We start from the raw sequence: 17,993 nt of genomic DNA on the forward strand, positions 1-17,993 counted from the left end.
TCAGTGTAACTAATCATTCCCAATATAAACTTGAGGTAGCTCGCATAACCTCAACTCAAAACACTTAAATACCTAATAATTTGCCAAAAGAACTGTATTCCTTGGCCACTTGTTGATTGATTTTAGTCGCTGCACGGTACTTGTCACGTGCCGCACTCATATCACCTTGGCGATAAGCGCTTAAGGCTAAATTAAGCTTAATACCCCCATCGCTAGGATCGAGCTGTTCAGCTTGGCTATACGCTTCTACGGCGCGTTCAAAATCTCCTTTTTGGTAGAAGATATTGCCGCGATTGTTATAAACCGCGCTACTGCCCGGATCACGCTCCAAAAGCTTGTCTAACGATTCGATCGCTTTATCATATAAACCATACTTCGCGTAAATAATGCCCACCTGTAAGGCCGCAGTAGAATCCTTAGGATTATTAACCACCAGCATTTCAAAAGGTCGGACCAAACGTTCTAAACTTTTTTCCAATAACATTCTACGTTCACGTTCGAGTATGGCTTTTGCGCGTTCTGCTTCAGGCAATGCTTCCACATAATCGGTTTTGGCCAACGTCACTGGCTGATAGGTCTGCCATGCTTGTTTCAAAGGAATAATAGTTAACTGTTTTTTAGCGTCGAAATTTTTAAATTTCTTGGCACCTTCCGCCCATGACTCCGCAAAACTGGTGGCGACCATGGTGGTTTCTAACGGTATCCAAACTTGATTGTTATAAATAACCAACAAATCTTCGTCAGTGCTAATCAAATCTCGATTAGCGGGCGCAACGCCGGTATTAAACATCATGAATACATGACCCGGCGCATCAAGGATGGCGGTTTCAATACCGAAATTTTCCAAGGATGCGCTAAACAACACCGACAGATCATCACAATCGCCACTTTTTAATTTCAAACTTTCGCGCGGAAATTGTACGTAATCAATTTGCTCTTCTTTAACGCTGCTAAATGGATTATTCGGATCCACAACATAACGCAGTCCATGCGCATTGAATAAACCAAACACTGTCATCGAGGTAATTAAATTATCGTTTAAAGGACCACGCGCTGGTTTGAACTCATTCACGCCGCGGCGCACAAAATCACGCAAGCTATCATCTTTAGGCGTCACGAATGATCCAACCATATTTAACTCTTTCCAAACAATTGCATTTTTACCGTACAAGGTCATTGGTTGAGTAATGCTGACGCTATCATTTTGGCCGTCACGCACAAAACTCAATTTAACTTCGACTTGCACGCCGGTGTCTTCATCAATATCGAGCACTTTATTATTCAATGCCGCTTTGAGTGATACTTCTTGAATGCTGTTAGCCGCTAATTTCTCAACGGTTACGCTAGTCGGAAAATCCATATAGCCTTTAATCGTGAACGAAACTGTTAAATTACCAAAGTCAGTCGCACTAACATTACGTAACTTTACCGTGCCGACCGATTTGTCTGCGTACTGTTTATAGGCTGCAGAAAAAATAGGTTGTAAACGCAAATCTTCTAGCGCCACTTGCGGTGCATTGCTGCTAAATTCCAATGATTTTTTCTTGCCTGCATAGGCTGCGTCTAATAAAACTTTATTTTCACTGCTAGGATTATATTTAACCGCACTTTCTAATGCTGAAATCGATTCATTAAATAAACGTCGCGCACCATATAATTTACCCAACGAAACATAAGCACGGTCATCGGTTTTATTAAGGCTACTGGCCTTTTCAAGATTTACCTTCGCTTCATCATATAAATTATTATCCAGATACAAATCGCCCAACATCAAATAGAGGCTGGCATTTTGTGGTTTTAAAATAATCGCTGATTTCAAATATTGAATTGCTTCACCTGTTTTGCCGCGTGCTCTCCCTACTTCGCCAGCTAAAACTAAAACATCGACATTTTTACCGTCTAACTTAATAGCCGCATTCGCAAAATCCGCCGCCGCATTTAATTTACCAAACCCTAAAGCCGCCTGAGTAGCCGCTACTTGAGTTTTTGCATCAGCGGGATTCAAGCGCACTGCCGCACTTAAAGCATCGTAAGCAGATTCATATTCCTTAAGCGCTAAAGACAATAAACCCAGGCGTTGTTGTGCAGCAAAAGAAGCGGGATCGGCTTCTACCGCGCTGATTAATGCTTTGCGCGCATCGCTGTCTTTTTTCATGCCTACATAAGCATCAGCTAATGCTAACCATGCACCAACGTTAGAAGGTTTTTCACGCGTCGATTTACCTAAAGCAATCACCGCTTCGCCAAATCGGCCACCGTCTAATTCTATTAAACCCAGTAAATAATTACCTTCACTTGACGTTTCTGGTTCGCCGCCTAACTTAATGGCGATATTTTTTGCTTCCGCCATTTTATTAAGCTTAACTAAACTACGCGCGATGCCGAGTTGTGCGTTTATATTGTCAGCGTTCAGCGTTAATGCTTTTTGAAATTTTTGCCGCGCTATTTCATATTGAGCTAAATCTAACAAGGTTTCACCGGCTTGCGCCCACAAAGCAGCATCGTCGGGTGCAAGCTGCAATGCACTATCAAATTGCGCTAAGCCTTTATCTTTAGCTCCCACTGCAATATAAGCTTCACCTAGTACAAAATTAATTTGCGCATTTTTAGGCGCAAGACGCAAACCCGACTCTAAACAATTAATAGCGCCAATTGCGTCACCAATTTTTAAACTCAATTTACCGCATTGCAAATAAGCATCTACATTGCCGGTCTGGCCTTTACCCTTAATTAAACCTTGAATCAACGCCATCGCTTCAGCGTAATCTTTATTGGCGTAAAGTGCGTTCGCTTGCAGATTAATGCCTTCAATACGAAATTCTGGTGTTTCTGCCAAGCGCGCAAATTCTTGCACCGCCAAACCATACCGGCCTTGCGCTTGATAAGTTAAACCTAAATAGCGATGCGACTCGGGTTGATTTGGATTTGATTGCAAATCAGCAAATAAGATTTTTTCAGCTGCTGCGAATTCACCTTTTGAATAGGCTTTATAAGCCCCTTGAAAAACATCTTCACGCGCAAAAGACAAAGGACCTTCAGTATCAAAACCACTTACTGCTGCTACTTTATAAAAAGATAAGGCCGGTTCGCCCGTTTTATGCTGTACAACTAATTCAGTATCATCTGTTTCTTTAATTAAAGAATACTCGCCATCTTTATCCTCAGCACTATAGACACGGAACTTAGCCACATAACTACCTGCTGCACGCTGCCAATTTATTTTGGCTTTTTTAACACCACCTGCTACTTCTAAACCACCCACACGCGGCGGCACTTGCAAATAGTTATACGTAATAACACCTATACGTTTTTTATCACCTACGTCAAAAATACCGACGACAGTTTTGTTTGATAAGGATACCGATAACGCCACACCTTCTTGCAAACCGTTTTTAGTTTCGCTAATGGCGCCGAATTGAAATAATTTAGTAGGCCCACTATAAACATGCACCGCCAAAGGATTGGCCGCTGTCTTCGCTAAGGCATATAAATTATTATCAGCATCAATTGCCAAATCAATAATTTCTTCGAAAGCCGCGGGCGATTTACTTTCACGCGCTTCACCAATTTCATATAAATAATCTAACTTGTTAGAGAATACGACAATTTTACCTTTACCATTATCCGCCACATAAATATTGCCGTTCATATCAACAGCCACTGCAGCGGGTTCTATTAATATTGGTTTTTCTTTATTGTAAACAGCCGGTACCGCATTTAAGAACACGCCTTTTTTAGAAAAAATAGACACGCGATGTGCGTCAGCTTCAGCTACATAAATTTTACGTTGTCGTAAATAAATATCACTAGCGCCGCCGAGCTGCCCTTCGCTGCTGCCACTTTCACCAAATTCTGTTTTTAATTGTCCGGCCAAACTAAACACTGACACTTTTGCACTATGCAATACTGCGATATCTTCTTCATCAAAAGTAGCGTGTGTCGGTTTTTTAAATTTAGTGACCAGCACTTTTGTTTCTGCGCCTTGCGCATTTAAAACGCGCACTTGATTAGTACGGGTATTCAGACACAACACCGACAAATCATTCAATAATAACCCTGAGGTACAATCCGCTACTACAAAATCAACCTTGCCCATGCTCGACAACCAAGCACGCGCCGGTGTTTCAACATTTGATTTACTGAGTTGATAAACATCTATTTTACGCAAATCATTATCAGCAACCGCCATGCGGTCATCTTTAATGGTTAAGGCTGATACTTCTTGATACTGACCGGGGCCATCGCCACGACTACCAAAACTGAAAACAACTTTACCTTGCTCCCAATCCAGCTCAACGATTTTACCCGCAGCGCTATTCACAAAAAATAAACGACCCGCTGGATCAACCGTCAAGGCGGTGATCGATAATTTATCGTCGATTAATTTTTTTAAAGCTAGAGCATCATAACGTTTTAATAATTCGCCATTATCTTTGTAAACACTGATCCGTGGCGTCGTGCCGGATTCCAATACATAGACACGTTCGAGCAAATCCACGCCTACGTGTGTAGGTTTAGACAACAACTGCGTTTTATCAGCAACTTGATCGCCAATCGAATAGAGATACACACCACTGGTACTAAAAACCGAGACACGATCATTACCTGAGTCGGCAACATAAATGCGTTGATTAACAGAATAAGCAATGCCCTGCGGCGTGCTTAACATGCCAGGCGCCGCGCCTTTTTCCCCAAAAAGATGAATCTTATTGCCGGCCTTATCGAGTAACACGATACGTCGCTCACCCGCATTAACTAAAACGCGCTGACCTTGATCAGTAATCGCTAAACCGCTGATTGCATTATTGGTAAATAATTTACCTACCCCCGCTAATGGGGTTGCCTGAATTTTGCCCGCATCTAACAACAACAGCGCGCCGGTTTTACTATCCGTCGCCCATAAACCTTTCCCATCCGCAGCAAAACTTAAATCAGTGATGAGCTGAATTTGCGGATTTTCTTTTGTGCCTTTATACGTTTCCAGCAATTCAACTTGCTGTTCAGCCAGTTCCGCCGCCTGCCCCCCCATACCGGCATTAATAACACTAGCACCCCTAAGCCGCAGGCCACGTTTATCCGTTTCATCACTAATCTCTCACTAATAGGCTAAATTAAACTGTACAAATCATAACAAACTCGCCTTACAAGAGCATGTATGTGGCTTTTGTTTTTTACCTTTGAATCATCGACAATGGCGCCCTGTCGGATGATGGGTCGAAAAGCGAGGAAGCTCAGTAATGAATGCGGTAACAACGGAAAAATGGCAGCCTTTAATCGAAAGCGTGTTAGGTGATATCGACCGCATTGTCTTAGGCAAACGTCAAGAAATTCGCCTCTCTGTCGCCTGTTTATTAGCCCAAGGGCATTTATTAATTGAAGATTTACCCGGCGTGGGTAAAACCACCTTGGCGCACACCTTGGCTAAAGTGTTGGGCTTAGACTTCCAGCGCGTGCAATTTACCGCCGACATGTTACCGGCGGATATTTTAGGCAGCAGCATTTATCATCGCGAACAAAATAAATTTTTATTCCGTGCCGGACCTATTTTTACGCAATTGGTGTTAGCAGATGAAATCAATCGCGCTACACCGCGTACTCAAAGCGCTTTATTAGAAGCCATGGAAGAACGACAAGTATCCATCGAAGGTAGAACTCGACCTTTACCATCACCGTTTTTTGTAATCGCCACGCAAAATCCGCAAAATCAAATTGGCACCTTCCCTTTACCCGAATCTCAGTTAGATCGTTTTTTAATGCGGGTGGAATTAGGTTATCTAGACGATGCTTCTGAACGGCAATTGCTTAAAGAACAAGATCGACGCGTGTTATTAGAAAACGTCAAACCAAAAATTAATGTCGAACAATTATTAAATTTACAATCTGCGGTACGTCAAGTACAGGTCAGCGATGCCTTGCTCGATTACGTGCAACGCTTATTAAATTACACGCGTCAATCAGGAAAATTTATTTACGGTCTTTCGCCGCGCGCAGGACTTGGCATTAAACACGCGGCGCAAGCATGGGCGTTATTGCAAGGTCGTGCGCATGTATTACCCGCTGACGTTCAAATGATTTTACCCAATATTGCCGCGCATCGTTTGCGCACTGCACAACAAGGCGCGATTCATAGCCGCGATATTCAAACACTGCTGATTAATCACGTCGCGGTTGAGGCCGCGCATGGCTGATAACGCTTTGCAGCAAGCCATGGCGCGTAATTTAGCACGCCGCACGCCTAGTGATGAACATCATGTTCAATTGTTATCCCGCAGTATTTATATATTACCGACGCGACATGGTTTATTGTGGGCACTGGTGTTGTTTGGCATGTTGCTATGCAGCATTAATTACAGCATTAGTTTAGGTTATGTACTTACGTTTACATTAGCCAGTGCGGCCTTAGTCGCGATGGTATTTACTTATCGTAATTTATGGCAATTGCACATTAGCGCTTTACCTGCAGCACCCGTGTTTGCAGGCGACACAGTCGCTTTTCGCATGCAGATCCAAGCTCATCATTATTTTCCTCGATTTTTTTATATCGGCGCTGATACTGATAAGCTCGACACTAACGAACAACTCGCTATCGTATTGCAAAACGCAGAACGTTATTTATGCACGCTCTCTTTTACTACAAAAAAACGTGGTTGGTTCGCGTTAGGTAAATTACGCTTACGCAGTTATTATCCATTAGGTTTATTTAATACGTGGGGCTGGGTTAATTTTAAAACGCGAATTTTAGTGTATCCAAAACCAAGAGATTTTGCTTTAAAGCCGCGCACTGCTAGCGACACTGCGGGTGATGATGAACAAGTGATTATCGGACAAGATGATTTTGCAGGTTTGCGGCGTTATCGCCCAGGCGATCATTTTTCCCAAATTGCGTGGCGCACCTTAGCAAAAGACCAAGAATTAAGCACCAAAGCTTTCCAATCACCTGCTGCGCAAGAAATATGGCTGGATTGGACAGCACTTGAAAAATTAAATCACGAAGATAAATTATCGCAACTTTGTTATTGGATTAATTATTATCAAGGAGCAGGCATTCAATACGGTTTGCGTTTACCTGAGCAACTTATTTTGCCCGCGTGCAATGACGCGCACCATCGACGTTGCTTAGAAATATTAGCGCTCTATCCTCATGTCACCTAAACAATTAGGCCAACTATCGCTATCATTTATTCAGCGCCGCGGGATTATTGTGGCGTTACTGGCCAATACCTTGCCCCATCTTACACATTTGCCGCTGTGGGCAATCGCATTTATTGTTATCACCAGTGCTTTTGTTTTTTTTACTGGCGACGAAGAAAAACCCCTCAATAAATTATTCATCTTAGCGATTGCGCTGGCAATTTTCGCTTTGCAATGGACTGAATATCGTAGCTTATGGGGACGCGATGCCGGTACGTGTTTTTTATTAATGATGCTGTATTTAAAATTATTTGAATTGCGTAATTATCGCGATGGCATGATGACGTTGGCCTTAGGTAGTTTTTTACTGATCACGCATTTTTTATTTGATCAAAGCGTACTCTCAGCGCTATATACTATTTTTGCTAGCGCGGCGGTATTACTTGCGCTAGCACAATTAAACGCTCCACATAGCGAGCAAAATATTCGCTTATCTTGGCGCGTACATAACAAGATGAGCGCGTTATTATTGTTATATGCAATACCGCTAATGTTATTGTTATTTATTGCTTTTCCGCGTATTCCCGGGCCTTTATGGGGAATGCCGGAAACATCCAACAGCAGCAAGAGTGGTTTAAGCGACACAATGAGTCCGGGTGATATCAACAATCTTGCCTTGTCAGATGATCCTGCGTTTCGCGTAAAATTTGAAAACGAAATTCCAGCACGCAATCAACTCTATTGGCGCGGCCCCGTGTTATGGGATTTTGATGGTCGTGCTTGGCGCATTGGCGAACTTTCGCCTTATCGTCCCGATCCTTTAGATCATGCAGCTCACGCAGTGCGTTACACGCTAACATTGGAACCGCATGATAGACGCTGGTTGTTTTTGTTAGACATGCCGAATCTACAACCCATTATACGTAGCACTCATTTAGATAAAACTCGCTTAAATGATGACTATCAACTTATTAGCTTGCAACCTATTGTCTCCGTCAAACAATACACCGCAGAATCTTATCTTGATTACAAAATCAATACACAGCTCACTCAACGCGACGCCGATCGAGCGCTCGCACTACCCGCTACAGGCAATCCACAAACACGCGCCTACGCACAACGTTTGCGTGCGCTGCATCCCCAAGCGAAAGATATTGTCGCAGCGGCGTTAGAAAAATTTCACGCGCAATTTTTTTATACGCTAACGCCACCCTTATTAGGCAACGACAGTATTGATGAATTTTTATTTACCACTCAAGCCGGTTTTTGCGAACACTTTGCGAGTAGTTTTGTTTTTATTATGCGCGCCGCTGGCATTCCGGCACGCGTAGTAACGGGTTATCAAGGCGGGGAATTTAATCCACTCGGAAATTATTTTTTAATAAAACAAGCAGATGCACATGCCTGGGCAGAAGTATGGTTAGATGATCGCGGCTGGATACGCGTGGATCCCACCGCAGCAGTTTCACCCGATCGAATCCAACTTAATCTCGATGCAGCGTTATCACGCGATACCAATCCACGTTATAACGCTATGTTAGAAATGAACTGGTTACGTAAAGCCAGCTTATTACTGGATAGCGGTAAAAACTATTGGAATTATTGGGTGTTAGGCTACGGCCCAGAATTACAGCAACAATTCTTTAAAGCCTTAGGCATGATGAACATTGATAGCCTGCAGTTAGGCGTTATTAGTATTATTTGCACGATGTTGATCTTACTTATTGTCGTTGGTTTGCATTTACGTAAAGCCACAACGCAAACACCTCTCGCTCGCGCCTTTGCTGCACTATTAGCAAAACTTGCAAAAGCCGGCTATGAGAAACAACGCAGCGAATGCCCCAGTGTATTTTTAATGCGCTTAGAACGCGAACATGCAGCACATGCGCAACAAGTAAAACCTTTAGTTGAATTTTATATTGAATGGACTTATGTAGAAAATGCGAATGCTGCGCAAGCTAAACAAGCAGGACAGTGCTTACAAAAAAGTGTGCGCAAATTACGGCTGCGTTAAGCAACAGAATAAGCGCGAAAACAATGGCCTTGTTGCAAACAGTAACCCAACCACTTATATAAAAACCGATTGACTTGCCACTTCTCCGGTAAATTCATTGGCGTGCTAGCCAGCGTCAATGGTTGTATTGATACATCCTTTTCACCACAAATAATTTTTTTGCGTATAAACCCCGTCACTACTTCTGCTACTTGCGCATCATGATAAATACGAATTTTTAAATCCGGTTGCACCAACACGCCTGCGGCCGTATGGAAGCGATAGGTCAAGCGCAAAATAGTCGTATAAGGCGTACGTTCAATAATCGTCAGATGCAAATCTAAACAGCCTGTGCGCACTGAGCGACTCACCATTGGCATGCCCGCCAGATCCGGCAGTAAATGCCGCAAGCGGATATAGTTTTGCTCATACAACCACATCAGATGCGCAAAACTGCGCTTTTCAGCGACATCTGTCCGTGAGTGGTGTGGGTGTGTCAGCAACATGTTCTGTCCAGCAAATAGATTCTCTACTCATCATAGGCAGTCTTTATGACACTGAGTAGTCTTGACAAAACATTTAGCGGCTAATTAGGGCCTTAATGCAGGAATTATTGTTGCGGTTAGGCGCAAATTGTTGATAATGGGCGCCTTTCAACACACATGCAGGAATCTATGTCCAAGAAAGACGATGTTATAGAAATGCCAGGTACAGTTATCGATAACTTGCCTAACACCATGTTCCGCGTAGAACTCGAAAATGGCCACATCGTAACGGCGCATATTTCTGGCAAAATGCGCAAACATTACATCCGTATCTTACGGGGCGATAAAGTGGTAGTTGAAATGACGCCTTATGATTTGACTAAAGGTCGAATTACGTTCCGCACTAAATAATATCTATCACTATTAACTGCTTACCTTCTGCAATTCACGATCCAATGATGGATTGTGAATGATTGAATTTCGTTTTAGTGAACGACTTCTTCGGTCTTTTTAGTTTCAACGGCAATATCTAACTTGTCGTTTTTAACGGTTATGCGCAACTTCCCGCCTTTGCTTAATTGACCGAATAACAATTCATCAGCAAGTGGTTTCTTAATGTGATCTTGAATCACGCGCGACATTGGTCTTGCACCCATCATAGGATCAAAACCACGCACTGCTAACCACGCACGCGCCGCTTCATCGATGTGCACGTTCACATGTTTCGCTTCCAGCTGATGCTCTAATTCAATAATGAATTTATCAACCACATTCGCAATGGTACGTTCATCCAAGGGTTGAAATTGCACAATCGCATCAAGACGATTACGGAATTCAGGCGTAAATAATTTATTCAGCGCTTGCATGCCATCAGTCGCATGACTTTGCTCAACAAAACCCATCGTACGTCGACTCATTTGTTGCGCGCCTTCATTAGTCGTCATGACTAAAATGACATTACGAAAATCAGATTTGCGGCCATTGTTATCAGTCAGTGCACCATGGTCCATCACTTGCAATAATAAATTAAAAACATCCGGATGCGCTTTTTCAATTTCATCTAACAACAATACACTGTGCGGATGTTTAACGATGGCTTCCGTTAATAAACCACCTTGATCAAAACCCACATAACCCGGTGGCGCACCAATCAAACGTGACACAGTATGCGCTTCCATATATTCCGACATATCAAAACGAATAAGCTCAACGCCCAGTTGCTTTGCTAATTGTTTAGTTACTTCCGTTTTACCTACACCAGTAGGACCTGCAAACAAAAATGAACCTACCGGTTTATCGCCATCGCGCAAACCAGAACGCGCCATTTTAATTGCAGTGACTAAGGTTTCGATGGCGGGTTTTTGGCCAAAAATCACCATGCTTAAATTATCTTCAAGCTTACGCAAAACTTCCATATCAGAAGCGGTAACATTGCGCGGCGGAATACGCGCCATTTTTGCTACAACGGCTTCAACATCACTGACATTAATTACTTTGCGTTTATTATTACCACGTTGAATACGTCGCGCTGAACCTGCTTCATCAATAACATCAATCGCTTTGTCGGGCAAAAAACGATCATTGATATAACGTGCGGATAATTCAGCCGCTGCTTGCAAGGCTGCATTGGTATAACGCACATCATGAAATTCTTCGAAGCGGGTTTTTAAGCCTTTAAGAATTTCAATGGTTTCGCCAACACTCGGCTCGACGACATCAATTTTCTGGAAGCGCCGCGACAACGCGCGATCTTTTTCAAAGATGCCTCGATATTCTTGATAAGTCGTTGAACCGATACAACGCAACTCACCTGATGCTAAGCCGGGTTTAATTAAATTAGAAGCATCCATGACACCACCCGATGCAGAACCGGCGCCGATGATGGTATGAATTTCATCAATAAAAAGAATCGCATTTTCTTCACGCTTAATTTGCGCAATCACGGCTTTTAAACGCTTTTCAAAATCACCACGGTATTTAGTGCCGGCGACTAATGCGCCTAAATCTAACGAGTAAACTATTGCGTCTAATAAAATATCGGGCACTTCGCCGTCGACGATTCGTTTTGCTAATCCTTCTGCAATCGCGGTTTTACCGACACCGGCCTCGCCTACTAATAAAGGATTATTTTTACGACGACGACACAAAATTTGTACCGTGCGCTCGATTTCTGCGTCACGTCCAATCAGAGGATCAATTTTACCTTGCGCAGCAAGTTCGTTTAAATTACTAGCAAAAGCATCTAACGGTTTTTTAGCGGGTTTGTCACCGGTAGGCGTGTCTTCGCTGGCTTCAGCAGAGGCATCTTCATCCTCGTTCTGACTAATGTCAGGCAAACCATGAGAAATATAATTCACTACATCTAAGCGCGTTAAGTCATATTTACTTAATAAATAAACCGCATGTGATTCTTGTTCACCAAAAATCGCTACCAATACATTGGCACCACTCACTTCTTTTTTACCGGAAGATTGCACATGAAATACAGCGCGTTGTAAAACACGTTGAAAACCTAAGGTGGGCTGAGTTTCACGATGATCGTTTTCGTGTAACAAAGGAGTATTTTGTTCGATATAAATCGATAATTCTTGGCGCAGCTGATCAGTTTCAATGCTGCAAGCTCGCATGATGTCTAGCACCACGGTATTTTCCAGCAGCACTAATAGAAGATGTTCAACTGTCATGAATTCATGACGACGTTCACGAGCAACTTTAAATGCGCGATTCAAAGAGGTTTCCAAATCTTTGCTTAACATACACCAAGCACCTTATGAAATGTTGCTATCGCAAACGTTAGAGTAATCAGTTAAGCACTTTCCTCCATTACACACAAGAGCGGGTGTTCATGCTGGCGTGCGTAATCATTAACTTGTACCACTTTGGTTTCCGCAATATCACGAGTATAGACACCGCAAACGCCTTTGCCTTGCGTGTGGACTTGCAACATGATCTGCGTAGCTTTTTCCCGACCAAACGCGAAAAACACTTCGAGGATTTCGACCACAAACTCCATGGGAGTATAGTCATCATTCAACAGCATCACTTTATACAGCGGCGGACGCCGGAGTTCCGGTTTGTCCGCCTCTGCAATGTGCTCAGCCTCTTGTCGCCGACGTGTTTTCTGACTCATAGTTTAAATACCAGGTTGCCCTAGCAAAAAATCGAGTTAGTCCATGTGCTTGATGATAGCGTCACCAAATTGTGAGCAGCTAACTTCTTTAGCACCTTCCATCAAACGAGCAAAGTCATACGTGACGGTTTTAGCTTGAATCGCGCCATCAACACCTTTGATAATCAGATCAGCGGCTTCTTTCCAACCCAAATGACGCAACATCATTTCAGCAGAAAGAATCAATGAACCAGGATTCACTTTGTCTTGACCCGCATACTTAGGTGCCGTGCCATGGGTTGCTTCAAAAATCGCAATGCTGTCACTGGAATTTGCACCAGGTGCAATACCAATACCGCCTACTTGCGCAGCTAATGCATCCGAAATGTAGTCTCCATTCAAATTCAAGGTTGCGATCACGGAATATTCTTCTGGACGTAACAAAATTTGTTGCAAGAACGCATCGGCAATTGCATCTTTTACCACAATAGTTTTACCGCTTTTAGGATTCTTAAAGGACATCCACGGACCGCCGTCTAATAATTGTGCGCCAAATTTTTCAACCGCAACTTTGTAACCCCAGTCTTTAAAAGCACCTTCGGTAAATTTCATGATATTGCCTTTGTGCACGATCGTCAGTGACGGCAAATCATTATCAACAACGTATTGCAGTGCTTTAGTAACCAAACGCGTAGTGCCTTCCTCAGACACTGGCTTAATACCAATCCCGCAGTTATCCGGGAAACGGATTTTTTTCACGCCCATTTCTTTTTGCAAGAAGGCAATCACTTTTTTGGCTTCAGCAGAGTCCGCTTTCCATTCAATGCCTGCATAAATGTCTTCCGAATTTTCACGGAAAATGACCATGTCAGTTTTATGCGGTTCACGTACCGGGCTCGGCACACCTTTAAACCAACGTATTGGACGCAAACAAACGTATAAATCCAATTCTTGACGCAGTGCTACGTTCAAAGAACGAATGCCACCACCCACCGGTGTGGTTAACGGACCTTTGATACCCACTACAAATTCTTTAAAAGCTTTTAAGGTTTCTTCAGGCAACCAGGTTTCACCACCATAAGTCGCGACTGATTTTTCACCTGCATACACTTCCATCCAAGCAATCGATTTTTTGCCGCCATAGGCTTTCTTCACAGCAGCATCCACGACTTTTTTCATGGGCGGAGTGATGTCGACACCGGTACCGTCACCTTCGATGTACGGAATAATCGGACGATCAGGAACATCCAAAGAAAAATCGCTGTTTACTTTAATTTTGTCGCCATCAGTGGGGACTTTGATTTTGTCGTACGCCATGCGTTTACTAGCTCCTTACAAGGGCAAAATATCTACAGAGGAAATGAGAGGTTACCTTACTATTATACGTGCACTGCTCGCACATGCGTACTGCCACCACCGCTTAAATCAACCCAATTAATCATTAACTTAGTTAATCATCGCTGCACTGACATTCAATTTTCCTAATGCTATAGTGCCGCGAGCTTGGTTTGGAGCACTACACGGGGATAATTCCATGAGCTTAAGTCAAAATCGACTCAAGCAATTACGCGCCTTTGTACATGCAGCCCAAAGCGGCAGCATTTCCAAAGCCGGCGAAAGATTGGATTTGTCCCAGCCGTCAATATCATTACAAATCAAAGGCTTAGAAGAAGAACTTAAAGTAATTCTCTTTGAGCGGCGCGGCCCGAGAATCAATATCACCCCTGCCGGCAAAATCCTTTTTGAAATGGCAGTGCCTTTAGTAGAAGGTATGGATCGTTTAGCCGAAGCTTTTGCTGCGCGTTTAGGCGATGTAGAAACTGGCACACTGGACATCGCCGCCGGTGAGGCCACTATCCTCTACATTCTGCCGCCCTTTGTCGAAGAATTTAATCGGCAATATCCCAACATTGAACTGCGCTTACGCAACGTCACAGGCCGTAATGGCATGGCCTTATTGCGACGTGATGAAGCCGATTTTGCCGTGGGCTCGATGATCGAACGTGTTGATGATATGAGTTACTTCCCTATTGTTTCTTATGATCCCGTATTGATCACACCCCTCGATCATCCTTTGGCGAACCAAACCAATATCACCTTACAAGACATTAGTCCGTATGGCCTCATTTTACCGCCTCGTCATTTAAGCACCTGGCGCATGGTCAAACTAGTTTTTCAACAACACAACGTGCCTTATCAAGTAGCACTTGAAGCGGGCGGTTGGGAAGTAATAAAAAAATACGTTGAGCTCGGCATGGGAATTTCCATTGTTACGGATATTTGTTTAACTGGACAAGAAAAATTAGCCGTCATTCCATTACATCAATATTTTCCAAAACGTTCTTATGGTGTCGTGTTGCGACGCGGCAAATTTGTTTCAGCACAAGCTCGACGTTTTTTGGAAACCATGGATCCGGATATCCTGCGCAAAATTAACGAAGCCAACACCCAAGAAATTTCTAATGAGATACCTCATGAGTGAAGACACTATCTGGAAACCCCACGTCACCGTTGCGTGCGTCATTGAACAAGATGGCCGCTATTTAGTGGTGGAAGAATACGTGAATGATGAACCCATGCTCAATCAACCCGCAGGACATGTAGAGGAAGGCGAAAATCCTTTGCAAGCGGCAATCCGTGAAACCTTAGAAGAAACGGGTTGGGATATTGAATTAATGTCACTGTTAGGCATTTACCGCTGGGTACATCCGGATAAACAAGAAACTTTTTTTCGCTTCACTTTTATTGCGCGCGCTTTGCAACAACGACTGAATGCTAGGCTCGATCACGGTATTATCGGGCCGTTGTGGCTCACCGAAGATGAAATTCAGGCACGTCATGCACAATTACGCAGCCCTATGATTTTGCAAAGCATTCGTGAATATAAAAGTGGAATCTCTTATCCGCTTAGCGTTTTGCGTGATATGGCTTAAATGCACACGCCCTTTATCATGGTCGGTATGTCGGGTGGCGTAGACTCTGCGGTTACTGCCGCCTTATTAATCGAACAAGGCTATCGTGTCGAAGGCTTGTTCATGAAAAATTGGGAAGAAAGCGACGATGTTGCATATTGTAGCGCGCAACAAGATATGGAAGACGCTGAACAAGTTTGCCAAGAGCTAGACATTCCTTTGCATAAAATTAATTTCTCACGTCAATATTGGGATCGTGTGTTCAAATATTTTCTTGCAGAATACAGCGCAGGCCGCACGCCCAATCCCGATATCATGTGCAATAAAGAAATTAAATTCGATGCTTTTTTAAATTACGCACTGCGCCTTGGCGCCGATAAAATTGCTACTGGACATTACGCCCGTATTCTAAAAACATCTGACGGTCGGCATCAATTATTAAAAGGTTTAGACACTGATAAAGATCAAAGTTATTTTCTGCACCGTTTAGGTGAACATGAATTATCTTATTCACTGTTTCCCTTAGGCGAGATGAAAAAAACGGATGTTCGGCAACGTGCCGTCAAAGCTGGATTTGATAATCATGCAAAAAAAGATAGCACGGGTATTTGTTTTATTGGTGAACGCCGTTTTCGGGATTTCTTAGCGCAATATCTACCCGCACAAAAAGGTCCGATTAAAACATTAGACGGCACCCTCATCGGCGAACACATGGGCGCCATGTATTACACTCAAGGGCAACGCCAAGGTTTAGGCATAGGCGGCGTCCGCGCAAATGATGACACTGCATGGTATGTGGCCGATAAAGATGTAACCAGCAACACACTGTATGTAGTGCCCGGCAATGAACATCCCGCCTTATTTAAACAGCGCTTAACAGCAAGCCAATGTCATTGGGTACAACCATTAACCAGTACGGAATTTTCTGCACAAGCGAAAATTCGTTATCGTCAAAATGACCAAGCTTGCCACGTTACTGTACATGACGATACCCACGTCACCGTGCATTTTGCCGACGCGCAACGCGCGGTTTCCCCAGGACAATCATTAGTGTTGTATGATGGCGATTATTGCTTAGGCGGCGGTGTTATTGATACCGCCGAACATTGAACCGAATCTATGAACGATAAAAAATACCAACATCAAGTACTCGCACTGGCTGGCCTTTACCAAGCCTGCGATGAAGTCCGTCGTGTTGCTTATTCCGGCAAAGTGCGTGCGCCTATTTTAACCACGGCTGTCGACAGTATTTTTGCTTTAGACGCGGAAAAATTTGATGATATATATGGTGGCCACTGGCCGTTAAAATCTGGTTTTAAATTATTACATCAACAATTAGATCAAGAACAAACAGCAACTGAAACACTAGAAATATTACCTTACATTAATGTGCTGCAAGTTTTATCCAAACGGTTGCTCAGTTCCAACACAACGTGGGAAGGTTTACGCAAAGATCTAGAAACTATAAAAAATCGTTTAACGACTACAGAAGCAACTCATCCTGATATTATTGCGGCGCTTGCAGACAGTTATCAAAAATGGATCAGTCCGCTAGGGCCGCGTGTATTAGTAAATGGCGAACGCGCCTATTTATCAAAACCTGAAAACACCCATTTAATACGTTGTTTATTGCTAGCGGCATTACGATCTGCCGTATTATGGCGCCAAAGCGGTGGCAACCGTCTCGCCTTTGTGCTATATCGAAAACAGTACATAGAAACATTAGCAACTTTTATTGACACTACACAAGCGCATTAAACTATGCAGGAAGATAGATTTCACATTGTATTTCAAGGCAAGCTTCTCGAGGGTCACAGCCCAGCAAACGTGAAGCCTAAATTAGCTGCATTATTTAAAATGAATGATGCACAAGTAGAGAATTTATTTTCCGGAAAACCCGTCGTCATCAAAAAAAATGCGGATGGTGCAACCGCTGAAAAATTTAAAGCCGCCTTAAGCAAAGCTGGCGCTGACTGCAAACTAGTCCCTGCACAAAATACAGAAACACCCTCTGCTACACCCGCAAATAATATTGTCGCTACTGCTGCACCACGAGCCGACACTAAAAAAAACACCCCTGATATGGAAGGAGTTGCGCTTAGCGACCCACATCAAACGATGGTGAACTTAAGAATACCTGACGATTTGTCGCATTTAAGCATGAGCAATGCCGGCGAAGTGCTGGTTGAAAATGCTGCAGAAATTATTTACGAAGCACCCGATTTATCGAAATTAAGCTTAACCAATAATGATGGTTATTTAACCACACCCACTACTACACCAGAACCTAAAATAGATACTACGGGCTTATCTCTGAAGCCTGCCGAATAATATCTGCTTCATAATGTATTTAGAACTTCAGT

At 43.2% G+C, this 17,993-nt stretch carries 14 protein-coding genes; 9 read left to right on the plus strand and 5 right to left on the minus strand.

Annotation, left to right across the window (positions count from 1 at the left end):
• Window positions 1–64 precede the first annotated feature (64 nt).
• A complete protein-coding gene (locus H0W44_06950; protein ID MBA3582173.1) occupies window positions 65–5,029 on the minus strand; it encodes a tetratricopeptide repeat protein in 4,965 nt (1,654 codons plus the stop codon).
• 208 nt (window positions 5,030–5,237) lie between these two features.
• On the opposite strand from H0W44_06950, the gene H0W44_06955 reads away from it, so the two are divergent.
• From H0W44_06955 to H0W44_06965, 3 genes are read left to right on the plus strand one after another with little or no spacing between them, the layout of a single operon-like run.
• Window positions 5,238–6,188 (plus strand): AAA family ATPase, encoded by a 951-nt coding sequence (locus tag H0W44_06955; protein ID MBA3582174.1) that lies wholly within the window; start codon window positions 5,238–5,240, stop codon window positions 6,186–6,188.
• Complete coding sequence (locus H0W44_06960) at window positions 6,181–7,152, plus strand: DUF58 domain-containing protein (GenBank protein MBA3582175.1); 972 nt, start codon at window positions 6,181–6,183, stop codon at window positions 7,150–7,152. Before H0W44_06955 ends, H0W44_06960 begins: the two co-directional genes overlap by 8 nt.
• Window positions 7,142–9,145, plus strand: a complete 2,004-nt coding sequence (locus H0W44_06965) for a DUF3488 domain-containing transglutaminase family protein (protein ID MBA3582176.1) — start codon at window positions 7,142–7,144, stop codon at window positions 9,143–9,145. The genes H0W44_06960 and H0W44_06965 overlap by 11 nt, the downstream gene beginning before the upstream one ends.
• Here the strand turns inward: H0W44_06965 and H0W44_06970 are convergent.
• The gene (locus H0W44_06970; GenBank protein ID MBA3582177.1) at window positions 9,142–9,564 is read right to left on the minus strand and encodes a DUF1249 domain-containing protein; all 423 of its coding nucleotides are present in this window, start codon (window positions 9,562–9,564) and stop codon (window positions 9,142–9,144) included. The two genes, H0W44_06965 and H0W44_06970, sit on opposite strands and share 4 nt — an antisense overlap.
• Window positions 9,565–9,798: 234 nt before the next feature.
• On the opposite strand from H0W44_06970, the gene infA reads away from it, so the two are divergent.
• Window positions 9,799–10,020, plus strand: coding sequence for a translation initiation factor IF-1 (gene infA, locus H0W44_06975; GenBank protein ID MBA3582178.1), 222 nt, complete (start codon window positions 9,799–9,801; stop codon window positions 10,018–10,020).
• A 74-nt stretch (window positions 10,021–10,094) separates the two neighbouring features.
• Here infA and clpA read toward each other — a convergent pair whose 3' ends face one another.
• Genes clpA through icd form a run of 3 tightly spaced genes read right to left on the minus strand, consistent with a single transcriptional unit; the run spans window position 10,095 to window position 14,035 of the window.
• A complete protein-coding gene (gene clpA / locus H0W44_06980) occupies window positions 10,095–12,365 on the minus strand; it encodes an ATP-dependent Clp protease ATP-binding subunit ClpA (protein ID MBA3582179.1) in 2,271 nt (756 codons plus the stop codon).
• A gap of 50 nt (window positions 12,366–12,415) precedes the next feature.
• Window positions 12,416–12,739, minus strand: a complete 324-nt coding sequence (clpS, locus tag H0W44_06985) for an ATP-dependent Clp protease adapter ClpS (GenBank protein ID MBA3582180.1) — start codon at window positions 12,737–12,739, stop codon at window positions 12,416–12,418.
• A gap of 36 nt (window positions 12,740–12,775) precedes the next feature.
• On the minus strand, window positions 12,776–14,035 hold the full coding sequence (gene icd, locus H0W44_06990; GenBank protein ID MBA3582181.1) for an NADP-dependent isocitrate dehydrogenase: 1,260 nt from the start codon (window positions 14,033–14,035) through the stop codon (window positions 12,776–12,778).
• A 217-nt stretch (window positions 14,036–14,252) separates the two neighbouring features.
• Between icd and H0W44_06995 the strand changes: the two genes are divergently transcribed.
• From H0W44_06995 to H0W44_07015, 5 genes are all read left to right on the plus strand, one after another.
• Entirely contained in the window at window positions 14,253–15,200 is a 948-nt protein-coding gene (locus H0W44_06995; GenBank protein ID MBA3582182.1) for a LysR family transcriptional regulator, read from the plus strand.
• Window positions 15,193–15,651: an NUDIX hydrolase gene (locus tag H0W44_07000; protein ID MBA3582183.1), complete on the plus strand. Its 459-nt coding sequence runs from the start codon at window positions 15,193–15,195 to the stop codon at window positions 15,649–15,651. The genes H0W44_06995 and H0W44_07000 overlap by 8 nt, the downstream gene beginning before the upstream one ends.
• A gap of 27 nt (window positions 15,652–15,678) precedes the next feature.
• Complete coding sequence (mnmA, locus tag H0W44_07005; GenBank protein MBA3582184.1) at window positions 15,679–16,740, plus strand: tRNA 2-thiouridine(34) synthase MnmA; 1,062 nt, start codon at window positions 15,679–15,681, stop codon at window positions 16,738–16,740.
• 9 nt (window positions 16,741–16,749) lie between these two features.
• Window positions 16,750–17,388: a high frequency lysogenization protein HflD gene (gene hflD, locus H0W44_07010; GenBank protein ID MBA3582185.1), complete on the plus strand. Its 639-nt coding sequence runs from the start codon at window positions 16,750–16,752 to the stop codon at window positions 17,386–17,388.
• 99 nt (window positions 17,389–17,487) lie between these two features.
• A complete protein-coding gene (locus tag H0W44_07015; GenBank protein ID MBA3582186.1) occupies window positions 17,488–17,961 on the plus strand; it encodes a hypothetical protein in 474 nt (157 codons plus the stop codon).
• Window positions 17,962–17,993 lie beyond the last annotated feature (32 nt).

It is taken from the genome of Gammaproteobacteria bacterium (assembly GCA_013817245.1).
GTDB lineage: Bacteria > Pseudomonadota > Gammaproteobacteria > HTCC5015 > HTCC5015 > JACDDA01.

Bases quoted from the DNA above. Each gene is read 5' to 3' on its own strand.
- H0W44_07015 (MBA3582186.1), top strand. From the start codon at position 17,488: ATGAATGATGCACAAGTAGAGAATTTATTTTCCGGAAAACCCGTCGTC.
- hflD (MBA3582185.1), top strand. From the start codon at position 16,750: ATGAACGATAAAAAATACCAACATCAAGTACTCGCACTGGCTGGCCTT.
- H0W44_07000 (MBA3582183.1), top strand. From the start codon at position 15,193: ATGAGTGAAGACACTATCTGGAAACCCCACGTCACCGTTGCGTGCGTC.
- H0W44_06950 (MBA3582173.1), bottom strand. From the start codon at position 5,029: ATGGGGGGGCAGGCGGCGGAACTGGCTGAACAGCAAGTTGAATTGCTG.
- H0W44_06960 (MBA3582175.1), top strand. From the start codon at position 6,181: ATGGCTGATAACGCTTTGCAGCAAGCCATGGCGCGTAATTTAGCACGC.
- clpS (MBA3582180.1), bottom strand. From the start codon at position 12,739: ATGAGTCAGAAAACACGTCGGCGACAAGAGGCTGAGCACATTGCAGAG.
- mnmA (MBA3582184.1), top strand. From the start codon at position 15,679: ATGTCGGGTGGCGTAGACTCTGCGGTTACTGCCGCCTTATTAATCGAA.
- infA (MBA3582178.1), top strand. From the start codon at position 9,799: ATGTCCAAGAAAGACGATGTTATAGAAATGCCAGGTACAGTTATCGAT.
- H0W44_06970 (MBA3582177.1), bottom strand. From the start codon at position 9,564: ATGTGGTTGTATGAGCAAAACTATATCCGCTTGCGGCATTTACTGCCG.
- icd (MBA3582181.1), bottom strand. From the start codon at position 14,035: ATGGCGTACGACAAAATCAAAGTCCCCACTGATGGCGACAAAATTAAA.
- clpA (MBA3582179.1), bottom strand. From the start codon at position 12,365: ATGTTAAGCAAAGATTTGGAAACCTCTTTGAATCGCGCATTTAAAGTT.
- H0W44_06995 (MBA3582182.1), top strand. From the start codon at position 14,253: ATGAGCTTAAGTCAAAATCGACTCAAGCAATTACGCGCCTTTGTACAT.
- H0W44_06955 (MBA3582174.1), top strand. From the start codon at position 5,238: ATGAATGCGGTAACAACGGAAAAATGGCAGCCTTTAATCGAAAGCGTG.
- H0W44_06965 (MBA3582176.1), top strand. From the start codon at position 7,142: ATGTCACCTAAACAATTAGGCCAACTATCGCTATCATTTATTCAGCGC.